16 protein-coding genes are annotated in these 12,839 nt (G+C 29.7%); 15 read left to right on the forward strand and 1 reads right to left on the reverse strand.

What is annotated here, in order from left to right; all coding sequences use genetic code 11:
- Nucleotides 1–513: 513 nt before the first annotated feature.
- The 10 genes from FOF46_RS31570 to FOF46_RS13875 all read left to right on the forward strand — a co-directional run bounded on the left by FOF46_RS31570 (nucleotide 514) and on the right by FOF46_RS13875 (nucleotide 8,286).
- Nucleotides 514–681, forward strand: coding sequence for a hypothetical protein (locus FOF46_RS31570; protein ID WP_167571837.1), 168 nt, complete (start codon nucleotides 514–516; stop codon nucleotides 679–681).
- Complete coding sequence (locus tag FOF46_RS13835) at nucleotides 681–1,451, forward strand: DNA adenine methylase (RefSeq protein WP_143916840.1); 771 nt, start codon at nucleotides 681–683, stop codon at nucleotides 1,449–1,451. Before FOF46_RS31570 ends, FOF46_RS13835 begins: the two co-directional genes overlap by 1 nt.
- A 171-nt stretch (nucleotides 1,452–1,622) precedes the next feature.
- Nucleotides 1,623–2,861: an antirestriction protein gene (locus tag FOF46_RS13840; protein ID WP_143916841.1), complete on the forward strand. Its 1,239-nt coding sequence runs from the start codon at nucleotides 1,623–1,625 to the stop codon at nucleotides 2,859–2,861.
- Between the two features lie 156 nt (nucleotides 2,862–3,017).
- A complete protein-coding gene (locus FOF46_RS13845) occupies nucleotides 3,018–3,602 on the forward strand; it encodes a hypothetical protein (protein WP_143916842.1) in 585 nt (194 codons plus the stop codon).
- Between the two features lie 215 nt (nucleotides 3,603–3,817).
- Nucleotides 3,818–4,012: a hypothetical protein gene (locus FOF46_RS32330; RefSeq protein ID WP_208746778.1), complete on the forward strand. Its 195-nt coding sequence runs from the start codon at nucleotides 3,818–3,820 to the stop codon at nucleotides 4,010–4,012.
- A gap of 432 nt (nucleotides 4,013–4,444) precedes the next feature.
- On the forward strand, nucleotides 4,445–5,701 hold the full coding sequence (locus FOF46_RS13855; protein ID WP_167571839.1) for an ImmA/IrrE family metallo-endopeptidase: 1,257 nt from the start codon (nucleotides 4,445–4,447) through the stop codon (nucleotides 5,699–5,701).
- 36 nt (nucleotides 5,702–5,737) lie between these two features.
- Complete coding sequence (locus FOF46_RS13860; protein WP_143916844.1) at nucleotides 5,738–6,181, forward strand: hypothetical protein; 444 nt, start codon at nucleotides 5,738–5,740, stop codon at nucleotides 6,179–6,181.
- 44 nt (nucleotides 6,182–6,225) lie between these two features.
- The gene (locus FOF46_RS13865) at nucleotides 6,226–6,570 is read left to right on the forward strand and encodes a hypothetical protein (protein WP_143916845.1); all 345 of its coding nucleotides are present in this window, start codon (nucleotides 6,226–6,228) and stop codon (nucleotides 6,568–6,570) included.
- A 40-nt stretch (nucleotides 6,571–6,610) separates the two neighbouring features.
- Nucleotides 6,611–7,009, forward strand: coding sequence for a hypothetical protein (locus tag FOF46_RS13870; RefSeq protein ID WP_143916846.1), 399 nt, complete (start codon nucleotides 6,611–6,613; stop codon nucleotides 7,007–7,009).
- Nucleotides 7,010–7,503: 494 nt separating this feature from the next.
- Nucleotides 7,504–8,286, forward strand: coding sequence for a hypothetical protein (locus tag FOF46_RS13875; protein ID WP_143916847.1), 783 nt, complete (start codon nucleotides 7,504–7,506; stop codon nucleotides 8,284–8,286).
- Between the two features lie 175 nt (nucleotides 8,287–8,461).
- On the opposite strand, the gene FOF46_RS13880 is transcribed toward FOF46_RS13875, so the two are convergent.
- Entirely contained in the window at nucleotides 8,462–8,716 is a 255-nt protein-coding gene (locus tag FOF46_RS13880) for a hypothetical protein (protein ID WP_143916848.1), read from the reverse strand.
- Nucleotides 8,717–8,966: 250 nt separating this feature from the next.
- On the opposite strand from FOF46_RS13880, the gene FOF46_RS13885 reads away from it, so the two are divergent.
- From FOF46_RS13885 to FOF46_RS13905, 5 genes are all read left to right on the forward strand, one after another.
- Nucleotides 8,967–9,635, forward strand: coding sequence for a hypothetical protein (locus FOF46_RS13885; protein ID WP_143916849.1), 669 nt, complete (start codon nucleotides 8,967–8,969; stop codon nucleotides 9,633–9,635).
- A gap of 6 nt (nucleotides 9,636–9,641) precedes the next feature.
- A complete protein-coding gene (locus FOF46_RS13890) occupies nucleotides 9,642–10,295 on the forward strand; it encodes a hypothetical protein (protein WP_143916850.1) in 654 nt (217 codons plus the stop codon).
- Entirely contained in the window at nucleotides 10,274–11,053 is a 780-nt protein-coding gene (locus FOF46_RS13895; RefSeq protein WP_143916851.1) for a sensor histidine kinase, read from the forward strand. Before FOF46_RS13890 ends, FOF46_RS13895 begins: the two co-directional genes overlap by 22 nt.
- Complete coding sequence (locus tag FOF46_RS13900; RefSeq protein WP_143916852.1) at nucleotides 11,050–11,694, forward strand: response regulator transcription factor; 645 nt, start codon at nucleotides 11,050–11,052, stop codon at nucleotides 11,692–11,694. The genes FOF46_RS13895 and FOF46_RS13900 overlap by 4 nt, the downstream gene beginning before the upstream one ends.
- Nucleotides 11,695–11,781: 87 nt before the next feature.
- Nucleotides 11,782–12,528 carry a hypothetical protein gene (locus FOF46_RS13905; RefSeq protein ID WP_143916853.1) on the forward strand — a complete coding sequence of 249 codons (747 nt, stop codon included), beginning with the start codon at nucleotides 11,782–11,784 and terminating at the stop codon, nucleotides 12,526–12,528.
- Nucleotides 12,529–12,839 lie beyond the last annotated feature (311 nt).

Below are 12,839 nucleotides of genomic sequence, written 5' to 3' on the forward strand. Positions count from 1 at the left end.
TAAGTTGAGCTATGATTGAGTTTGGATGACTTTTTTCTCTGTTATTTTCTTTATCTATTCGTATTTCGATTTCATCATTCTGATTCTTTTTAGATATTGGTAAAGGGACTTTAATAACTTTTTTATTATATTTTAGACCAATAACCGGCTTTGGGCAATGGAACATTATGTTTTTTACATATTTTTCGTAAACCACTGTCAGAATAAGAAAATTCTTTAGCTAACTTAGTTAACGGACTCGACCATACTAAATCATATAGTTCTTTTCGTGTTAATGTTTTACTTGATTCTTTCATACTTTAACGGAGTTGATGAGTTAATAAAAAGAAGATAATATTTTTCTGATTTCTAATAGCAAAAACTTTATGACTCACCATTTTTATAAATTTTCGAGTATTTTCTCCAACAATATTCTTATGGAATTATTTTTTTGATATTGACAATTCATATCATACCCAAACCCGAAACCAATATCAATTATTTCTCTACCATTACTGAAGAAAACAAGAAATAATGAAACGAAAAACAAAAAGAAGAAAATCGACTTCAGGAAAATCTGCAAATACAAGAAGGGTAACAATGATAAGCAGAAAAGCCAAGCAGATCAGAAAGAAAGGAGAACAATGGACTAATTCCATAAAAAGAGCTTCCAAACTTTTAAAGAAAGAAGGGAAGTTGTAATGGATTCTCCATTAGATGGTCTAGGAAAAATAAACAAAACTCCGATTACCTATTATGGAGGAAAACAAGCATTAACCAAACTCATCCTTTCACTAATACCAACGAATAATTTGTATTGTGAACCTTTTGTAGGTGGTGCCGCTGTTTTTTTTGCCAAAGGGCCCAGCCCTGCAGAAGTAATTAATGACTTAAATGGTGATGTGGTTAATTTTTATCAGATCTGTAAACTCCAATTTACCCAACTAAACAAATTAATCCAGGCGACACCTCATAGCAGAAAGTTACATAGCCAAGCTGCAGAAATATTAAAAAACGATCAAGAAAAGGATAAGGTAAAACGAGCCTGGGCCTTTTGGGTACAGACTAATATGAGTTTTTCAGCACGGATATTTGGAGGCTATGCTTATGAGAGAAAAACAAATGGCGTTTCAAAAACGATCTTTAATAAAAAACAAGCCTTTACCAAAGATATCTGTGAACGATTGGATTTGGTGGATATCGAATGTAATGATGCGCTTAAGGTGATTGAGAGTAGGGATACAAAAGATACATTCTTTTATATTGATCCCCCTTATTTTAATTCTGATATGGGACACTATAAAGGATATTCAGAAAAGGATTTTACAGATTTATTACAACTACTGAGTACCATCAAAGGAAAATTTTTGTTGAGCAGTTATCCATCTAATATACTAGAAAAGTATACAAAAAGTAATAATTGGTTCCACAAGTCCCTAGAAAAAAGAATCGCCGTGACNTCTAACTGCTAATTATGATATCATAAATATGACGAATCATCTCTCTGGAATAATGAGGCCAGAAATTTTAGGAATAAAATCACAAGCAATGCGATTACAATTAATGTTTGCAAAAAAAGACTCATCCTAACTCAATCAGAATCATCCCGAAAGCAACAAAGCCATCCATGGTATTATTGTCTGATGAAAAAGCAGCTTATTTCTCTGGAGGACTATGAAAAGATGATGAAACATGTACAGGTGGATACACTTCCTGAAACTTTGCAAAAAGGACATTGGTTTTTTATGGAAGCTAAACTGTATTATCATTCAGAACCAACCATTCGTGAGACTATAGATATGTATTTAGAACATCTGAATGCCTATTTATCCAGAGAGGAACCACTTCAAGATGAAATTTCAGTATTAGAAATCGAATTTATTAAACGATTTCTGGATATGCATAGAACAGTTCAAACCAAAGAACAATTAAAAACGTATATTTTTGATCTTCATAAAGCTATTTCAAAAAAACAAATCACCAAAAATTCTCCTGTAGCAGGGGAGATCCTCTTAATTCAGAAGAAACTTATCCACCTACATAATGATCAGCTTTTTAAAGATCCACTCAAAATTGTGATTAATAGAAGATGGTTACAAAGACTTCGAAAAATCATAAAAACTGATCTTTCAAGGGGAGACAATAATCAAGAATTAGGAACTATTGATAACTCTAACGCAATAGCATCAAAACAAACGTCAAGTCTTTTTTCTCCAATGAATGAACAATCCCATTCGAAAAACAATAATACATTTAACCTTAAAGGAGATTTAGGGGTTCTGTTGGGAGATATAGAACGTTTTGAGTTAGCTATTACCATAGAAGGAGATCAGGGCGGAGGAAAGACAAGATTTACCTATCAATTGGCAGATGCTTTTGCATATATTGGACATGATGTGGCTATTTTCTCTTTAGAAATAGGCAGTAAATCAGATCTGATCACTCGAATGAAAGAAGAATATCTCCAGCCTCAAAATCAACATCAGATTTTTATAGCGGATCAACTTCCCAAAGGATATAAAAGTATAGAGGATGCTACAAAAAGCTTTGATGTGATCATTATTGATAGTTGGAACAAAACCGGTTTACCTTCACAGGATTTTGATCGCTTACGAAAACAACACCCAAATACAATATTCATTGTGATCTTTCAACGTACTACACAAAAAACAATTCGAGGAGGAACAGCTCCTCTTTTTGATGCAGGGATTAATATTGAAATTATCAAAGTAGATGATACCTTCAGAAATAATTATGCTGTTACTACTAAGAACAGATATGGTATTACTGGTATTAAGTATAATATTTTTAATAAAACCATTATAGGTGCTGCAGAGGCTATTTCAGAATCAACCGTAGGAAACTCAAAAGTAGAAATGTAATGTATAACATTTTGTTATTATGCTGCTCTTTCTTTCCAATCAAACCTTAAGACTATTATCAGTATATTAGTGACCTTATTACCATAATACTATATGAAATAGTTGATACAGATCCCACAATAATTAAATACTTATTGCTGTAAAAAAAATAAAATAATGATTACAAATCTTAAAGATAAATATAATTTCGAATTACGTCTTGCAACAAAAAAAGAGATAGATACCCTTGTCGATTTTATTGCTGGAAAGAAATGGGAAGATAGTAGAAAGTATATAAAAAGCCCCAAACCCAAAGTGATTAAAGTTGAGAAGGATGATTTCATTAGTAAAGAAAGAAGGTACATTCTCGAATTAATAGGTGGTAAAGTATTAGTGCAAGATTATAAAAGGTGTAATGTGTCTATTTTTGTTTATAATTATATACGAGAGCATGATGAAGATACCATTGTTTCATTGACTTCTAGGGTAATTAGTACAAAAAAAGGAATGGAGTTTTTAGAGAATGAAGATGTTCTTTTTAATTTGAGGGAGCTTAAAAGTCGTATATATTTTAAAAATAAAGTTAAATCAGGTAGGCGAAATAGACCAAGCGAAGATTCTATTCAAAAAACTCTTGAGATTAAAAAATATATAGAAATCACAAACCCTGAGATTAATATAGATAAGATTTGTCATAAATTTGGTTTTTCTAAAACTACGTACTATAGAGTTATTAAATGGTTGGAAGTTAGAAATATTTAATAGACATATTGCCTTTTACTTTTTTTAAATCATAAAGTTTTTATTCAAATTACAGAACTCTTTATTATTACCGATCGGTTGCCTGATGGTTATAATATAATTTCGAAAGTAGTCAAAGACTTTGATCTGATTATTATTGATAGTTGGAACAAAACAGGATTGCCTTCACAAGATTTTGATCATTACGAAGGGAATGGCCAAATATCATATTCATCGTGATCTTTCAACGTGTTACACAAAAAACAATTAGAGAAGGGACAGCTCCTCTTTTTGATGCAGACATTAATATTGAAATCATCAAAGCAGATGATACCTTCAGAAATAATTATGTCATTACTTCTAAAAATCGATATGGCGTAACAGGGATTAAGTACAATATTTTTAGTAAAAATATTATAGAAGTTTTCTGACAAAAAAATTAAGCTAATTATTATCAATTCAAAGGCTTAAAAAAATGGTGGTTTTAATGAGCTATTGGTTAGAAACAGAAGAATAAAACCTATCAAGTTCAATAAAACGGTTCATTTTCTAAGTTTACGAATTAACACATAAATGAACAGATGTGTTTATTTGGATATACTTTTTTTGCTCTCTTCTTAAGAATTGATTTGTAAAAGGTGTTTTACAAAAAATGCATAAATATTGAGGGAAAAAAATAGTCTTTTAATTATATTTTTCTAATTTAGAAGCAACAAAAAATTATGAATCATCCCATGTCTGAAGAATTCTTTGGGTATGGGTGTTTTGTTTATTGAAAACTAAATGAAAATATATGGAATGCAAAGTACATGTATTCTTTACTTTGTTATTGTGCAACATTAAAAAAAATCTACAATTCATTTATGAATAACGTTAAAAAAGGAAATCAATTTGAGGAAAAATCTCTGGAAATAATTGAAAACTTAAAAGAACGCGGTTTATTTGGAATTAAAGATTTTATTGAAATTACTCCTAAGGCTAAACGTTATTCTGAATTAAGAAAAGCTGAAATTGAATTTGACTTAATCATTGAATTCAAACCTCCTAATGCTGACCGACCTATGATGACTTACTTCATAGAATGTAAAAATTATGGTAAAAGAGTACCTGTCGAACAGGTTCAAAAATTTCATAGTGATATTTTACAAGTTTCGGGGGTTAATGCAAAAGGGATTATTATTAGTAGAGGTGCTTTTCAAAAGTCTGCTTACAATTTTGCTGAGTCTACGGGAATGATGATTATAGAAGGAGAATCAGTAAATAACTTCAATATTATTCATTATAAGCGTTCATCTGAAAATGAAACAAAAATTCCTTTTATAGAAAAATCGTTAGTTCATAGTTTAATAGATGAAGGTTTAAAATCAATTGAGAATGTTATTGACAGAGAATTACTTAATATTCTAACAAAATCAGAGAATAATCTAACTTATGGAATTGATAAACTTTCAAAAGAAGATATTAATGAAATAACAAGAGAGGAACTAAACAAGATAAGTCAAGGAATTCTGAGAAAAGCCTATGGACTAAATATTAAAGAATTAAGCGAATATTTAAATAATGAATATGGAATCAAAATTCAACATTTTGACCCCAAAGAGCACAAATATTTAGGGACTTGTAACATTGACGCAAAAACTATTGGTATTAGTAAAAAAATAGTAAACACACCAAGAGAAATGTTTGTTTTGGGGCACGAGTTTGGACATTTTTTACTTCATCAAAAGGTTGTAATAAATCAAAATCTATTAGATTCATTTAATGATTCCAAATTTGACTTTTCTAAAGGTAAACATGACCTTGAAAACCCAAGACAATGGATTGAATGGCAAGCTAATTATTTTTCTACATCATTATTATTGCCTCAAAGTTCTTTGACCGCTAAATTATGGCAATCAATGATAAGAAGAGGTTTAGCTAAAGGTGATTATATTTTGAACGATTCAATAGATTCTCATAAAAAATTTCAAAGTATTGTATCATACTTATCTCTACATTTTAATGTTTCCAAGACAAGTGTAATATATCGATTAAAGGAATATAAACTTTTAAGAGAAGAATCAAGAACTAAATCTATAAAGCAAATAATTGAAGAATTTAATTTTGAACAGTTTACATAAAAAAGTTGCACAACGCCCTTTTTTTGATAAAAAATGATGAGTTTGAAATCAAAATATATCATCAATAGAATAGATTATGCTGAATTAAATGCTCGACAAAAAGAAAGCTTTAATTTTCACAAAATTGCAGCGAAACTTTCCGATTTTGGTTTTAATTCGATGTGGTTAACTGACGATTGGAGGGGAGCAGATTTTATTTCCGTTCATAAAGACGGTAACCTAATGCTCAAAGTGCAACTAAAGGGAAGATTTACCGTGGACAGCAAATATCTTGATAAGGAAATTTACATCACATTTTCTGACCACAATATGACTTGGTATTTATATCCGCACGATAAACTTCACAATTTGGTAATGGAGCATTCAGATGGCGCAAACAAACATGGAGCACGTAGTATTGGATATATCCCAAAATGGTTAATTTCTCATTTAGAACCTTATTGCCTTTCTGATAATAAAATGGTGCTACACTTATTATAACAACTATAAAGTATAATTAAACGTTTATATATAAAACCTAAATTATGTCATTAAATAATTTTTTTAAAATTAATCTTCCTTACGGAATGATGAAAAACCAAAATAACGAATGGACTTGTTTTAATAGAGAGTATAAGCCATTAAGCAATAAAGATATTTTTACAAATGTTGATCCAAAGGATTTTATTTATTCAAAATATAAAGGTTTAACTGAAAATGTTCTCAAAAAATTAGCAGATACTCCAGGTTCAATTCAATTAGTTGATGGAAAAATTGTCAAGGTGTTTTTTTATAGTGATGATACAAATCCATCTAATTTTAATAAGAAAGAATTATACAATAGTTATTTTAAAAAATTAGAAATATTATCAAGTTTAAAAGTTCAATAAACCGATTGTTAAAAAAGGGGTTAATTCATTATAATTGACAATGAGTATTTTATTTATCATAATCGGAGTTGTTATAGGAGTAATTCTTCTAAGTATAGGAATTGTCTATTTGAGATATTTTATTCCATTGCGCCCACAAGAAAATGGATTTGAATATGTGTATGTAAATAATGATGGAACTGTACGTGAATTATATAATGATGAGATTGAGTATTTAAATGAGAAATTTCATCCAGCTGATGGTGCAAGACCATATGTTAAAAGTCGATATAAATCATTAACACCCGATACAAAAATGTCTGGTTTTATACAACGGAATAGAGTTCCAAGAAAAGTGGAAATAAAAAATGTTGCACAAGAAAGTATCTTAAAAAAAACAGAGTATGAAGTTGATGAAACGGGAGCTTCAGGTATATTTTCGAAGTCACCAAATATTTAATTTAACTCTTATCATAAAAGTATAAATAAAACGATCTAGTGCGCAAAATAATTGCGTAGCTTGAAAGCAAATTTGTAGAAAAAACATGAAACTAATTCAAGAAGGAGCTTTTTATCAAAGTATTCCTGTTTCTCAAAATATGAAAAACCTTACTTAAAAGGTTAAGTAACCTAAAAAAATAAGGTTGTTTACACCTGTATTTTGGGGTTAGTTAACTAGTGATTTAGAATAAATAAAATCTGAATTTTGGTTTAAAGAAATTATTTATTCTAAAATCTAAAGACAACTTTATGGTTTAAATTATAGGGTTAACCTTCCTCTTTTATGAAAAATGGTGGGATTGATGAAAACACCACCAAGTAAAATATCAAAACATATTCTCCGAGCTTTAAAACAACAACTTTATGTAATGCGATAGTGAGTTAGAAAAGTGTATATATAAACCGCCAAAACTCTTCACAAAATCAACAGAGCGAGGTATAATAAATATCATTATGACTAATAGAGCCTTTAAAAGCATTCCATTTGTAATGCTATTTCTAGCAATTACTTTTTCATGTAGCGAAAAAGAAGAAACTATTGATGACCAAACCAATATTAAAAACAATCCGGTAATTACAACGGGGAAACTTCACAATGAAGGATTGGCATATGTTTATGAAAAAAGCTTATTAAACCAACACTATGATTCAGATAGTGATATGAACGAACAAGTGATCCAAGATGGTTTAACGTTTTTACATTCCAACAATGAAATCATTAATTCAAATGTTATTGACGAAATGTTTGTTTCACATTACAATGGGACTGAAGAAACTGTAATATCTGAACCTTTACAAATTGAATTACAGAAGCTGATTGATTATGTAGACCAAGCGATAACAGAAACTAATGAAAATGGGGATCAGGAAATATTTGAGTACTCACAAAGCATTATCAATACCCCACCGGAACATTTAGATGAATTTGAAAAATTAGCCTGGCAACATGCAGTTGATGTAATGGGGTATTCTACAAAATACTGGTATGAATACTATGGAGACTGGAAAGCTGAAACAAATTTAAAAGGAGAATTTTCCATAGTATCAAAAGGTCCTAAAAAAGGGTGGTGGAAAAAGTTTTGGAAAAAAGTTAAAAAAGTCGTGGTAGCCGATTTTATTGGTGCTGCCGAGGGTGCAGTAGATGGATTTATCAGGGGAGGAAATAGATCAGAAGTTTTAAGTTCAGCGTTAGCAACTGGAGTTGGGTCGTCTATTGGAGCAGCCATTAAAAATTAATTTTTTTTATATGTTGTGCTTTCTAAATTAATCAGTTTAGAAAGCACAGTATTGGTTTACAGGATATAACAAAACAATATTTTATGCAAACCCCTATTTATATTGATGTTGACAATGGAATTGCATATATAAATATTATCAAACTGTCTCGTGTTTACAAAAATGTTTACAAGAGTTACAGCACTCGAATACCATTTTTATATTTCGCAATTTCCTTTCCTTTTGGGAGGTTTTCGTAGATAATCGCAGTTTCCCATGTTCCTCTGAAACGAATCATCAGTATTTTTTCTAATCTTCGTATTCCAAGTGCTTTGTTGGGTTTCGCCCGTTTATGACCTCTATCTAAAGAATAAAACGTTCTGGATTTACCATCATGAAAATATACAATGTATTTAAAAAGTACGGTATTGGATAGATTGGGAACGATCATTTTATAGTAGGCTTTAACAAGGCCTATTGTAAACTTTTCTCATGAGCACGCATTAGTGTATCGTCTTTGAAAGTAGATAAGCGTTGCTGTTGTATAAACCTGATATTTAAAAGATTATGAAAAACCCTGTTTTCCTAAATTTATAACCCTAATTAAAAGGTTGTTTAACCCTATAATTTAGGGTTTGTAATTTTACTCTCTTTTATAAGAATCAACTTTCTTTGTATCATTAATATTTAATTGAAAAAAAATGATTTTACCAGTACTATTAGCCCTCACTGCAATTGCATTTGTAGTTTATGTTATTAAACACCCCCCAACTAATTGTTCTACCAATTCTAACTCAATATGTGAAGATTATTCTGACAAAATTGTAAGCAAACTTAGGTTAGACCTTATACATACTATGGTTAAAGGTTATCGTAATAATCAATTACAATCCATACTTAGAGATATTGGGGATGATGCACACTCTATTTGGTTTGATTTAGAAACATTAAAAAAATTTATATACCATATCGAACACCATACTGAGAAATCAAAAAAATTACTATCGAAAGAAGATCAGATGAGAATAGGAAAACTTGGGGTCAGAATATATTATTCTTGTTATCCAAGTGAAATTAGCAATGGACTATATCCGGATTTGAATGTTTTGCCTACAAATTATAACAAGCGCCATACCTTGATAATGCTACCCACCATGCTTAGAGACAATATTCATATGGATTTTAACCCAATTGACGAGAAATCGTTTACACTGAGTAAAGAAAAGCTTAAAACTTATTTTGCATCTAATTCTGGGAGTTCGATACCTGCACTTGGTATCTTTGAAAGCAGCAGTAATAATCGTTCTACTATTTCTCAAAATCACGGCGGACTTATTCCTCCTGCCGATGGATCAGGAGAAGCTATTTAATAGCATATGATAAAATATTATCCTGTACTGAATGACATTATGCTTGGGGCAGAATTTATTGCAGCCGTCGTAGCTCTTGTACATTGGGCAAAAGTTAACAACACCTATTGGATTTGGTTTGTCTTTTATCTTTGGATTATAGCATTACAAGATTTATACGGTAATTATTTTCCGTCACTTTTCCCCTTCAGAAAACAAGACTATTATGCATATTTTGGTATACCAGTACAATATTTATTTTTTTATTGGCTTTATGCATATAAGTCATTAAGAAAAAAGCAACTCTTTTTCTTTTGTGCCATACTGTACTTAAGTTCATTTGTGCCCTTAAGAATCTTAAATCAAAAAATAGCAACTTTATACTCCATTAACCTGGATATAGGTAGCATAATTCTTATACTATTAGTTATATTAGAGTTTCTAAAACAGATTAAAAATGATAATATTCTAAGATTTAAAGAGAATAAAATGTTTTATATTAATGCAGGCGTTATCCTAGGTTACATCGGTACTTTTCCTTTTTTCGCTTTTTACCAAGAATTACTTAAAGAACCCTATATCCCAATCTGGAATATTTATTATTTATACTTTTTATTATCTAATATCATAATGTACCTTTTATTTGCTTTATCTTTTATATGTGGGAAACACCAGTCATAGTAACATTAATTCTCTTCAACGTTATCTTTATAGCTTTTATCGGAGGAATAATAATTTTTATAAAACAATATAGACTAAAAAAGAGAATACATCAGCAAATCATTATTTCTAAAGATGAAGACCATAAACAAGAGTTGTTAGAAACTCAAATGGAGATCCAAACCCATACTATGCAATATATAGGAAGAGAAATTCACGATAATGTAGGTCAAAAATTAACCTTAGCAAGTCTATTAGCGCAACAAATGTTATTTAATGAAGATAGATATATAAAGCACGATGAAATCAGAAAAGTGAATACTATTATTGATGAATCTCTAAAAGAGCTAAGACTTTTATCCAAGTCTTTAACCAACGACTCTATAAAAATTAATTCATTAGAAAGACTAATTTTAAGCGAATGTAAGCGAGTTAATGATTCTGGTTTCTGTAAAATGGAATTCATTGTACCTAAAGCAAACTATTCCTTATCGTACTCAAAAAAAAGTGTAGTATATAGGATTTTTCAGGAATTCATTCAGAACAGCCTAAAGCATAGTAAATGCTCTTCCATAGTAGTTAGGTTAACTAATCTAACAGAAAATTTTAAATTAGAGATTGAAGATAATGGTATTGGTTTTAACATGGAGAGATCTGATTTTAAAGGCATCGGAATCCAGAATATGAGGAAAAGAGCTGATCTAATAAACGGTGAAATAATCTTTATAAGTGTTCTCAATAAAGGAACTAAATTAACGCTTATCTTTCCTTACATATGAAGAAAAAAATTACCATAGTGGACGATCACGTTTTGATCGCGAATGCCTTAGGCGAGATTATATCCAATTTTAAAAATTTTGAAATTCTTTCTATTTGTGAAAGTGGTCAAGTTCTAATGAGTAGTTTCGAGAAGGGTAATATTCCTGATGTTGTACTTTTAGATGTTAGTATGCCAATTATGGATGGTTTTGAGACTGCTAAATGGTTAAAGGAAAACCATCCGGATGTTTTAGTAATGGCTCTAAGTATGCAGGATGATGAATCAAGTCTTATTAAGATGATTAAAAATGGGGCGAAAGGATATATGCTAAAAAATATTAAACCCGATCAATTAGAGAAAGGTTTAAACATTTTAATAAATAAAGGTAGGTTTTTCCCAGAATGGGCATCAGATAAGATATTTAACAGTTTATTGGATGATGATAAAGATGCTCCTAATTCTATTTTTCTTTCTGACCGTGAAATTGAATTTTTGAAATATACTGTAAGTGAGATGAGCTATAAGAAAATTGCAGAAAAAATGTATTGTAGCCCTAGGACTATAGAAAATTATCGAGATAGCTTGTTTCAAAAGCTAAATCTAAAATCCAGAGTTGGGTTAGCCATTTATGCTATGAAAAATGGATATGGCACAGAATAAAATCACTTGATGTTTAGAATCTATAAAATTGGGATAGATTTAAATTAAAAGTCCAAATAAACGATAAATTAAAAATTAGGAAAATTAATGAAATCAATTCTATTCTCATTAGCTTTATTATCCGTTACTCCTACTTTTGTGTGTGATTTTATTACTTTGAGTTTAACAGCTAAATATGTTAGATCCGAATTTGTTGCAGATATAACGGTAACTAAAGTGTACAAGAATCTTGGAGGTGAGGGCAAATATAAAGCAGATATAAAGATCAACGAATTATTTAAGGGTGAACATATAGAATCTATTTGGATTTATGGCAGAAGTGATAATAAAATGAGGTTGTCTTCTTGTGATATTTTTATTCCGGAAAAAACAAGATTAATAATGTATTCCAGAAAAAGCAAAAATGGAAATTTTGGCATTGGTATGTGTTCTGGATTAACCTATTTTAAAAATAAAAAGCATAACAAAGAATTTGAAATTTTAAAAGACCTTAAGTCAAAAAACATATCTCTTACCAACTATCAGACCTACATAGAAATGGGAAATCTAAGTGAAGAGCTAGACCAATTTAATGGAATAGATCTTGATAAAAAATATGAGATATACGAAATTACCTTTAGATCTAATTTATCTGTAAGAAAAGTAAAAAAAGTTAGTGGATTTGGAAATGATATGGATCAAAAACTAATTAAAATATTAAAAAAAACAGAATGGCAAATAGAAAGAGAAAATTCTAACGAAAAGATATTAGGAAACAATAAAATTTTATTCGGAATATATTATTACAACAAAGACAAAGAATATTCTAGTTTTCTAAGTCACTTTTGGCTTTAATAAACAACGTTGCTTAAGATAAAGATAAGTTTACCAGATAATATTAATGTTAAACAATCTTATAAAGTTCAATAAACCGATGAAGAAATATAATTTATTATTTGCAATTTTAAAAGGGTTTTCAGTACTATACTGTTCTTCAGACGATGATAATAATTGTCCAGATATAATTAAAGTTCATTAAACAAAACTGATTATCAAAAATTTTCTAGTAATGTTTCATTTGCTTGGGGAGAAAGAGAAGAAAATGAAAAATATATTAGCTTCGAAATCAAAAACATAACGGATAAAATTGGATATCATTTTAATAA

Source organism: Aquimarina algiphila (assembly GCF_007489275.1).
GTDB classification, from domain to species: domain Bacteria; phylum Bacteroidota; class Bacteroidia; order Flavobacteriales; family Flavobacteriaceae; genus Aquimarina; species Aquimarina algiphila.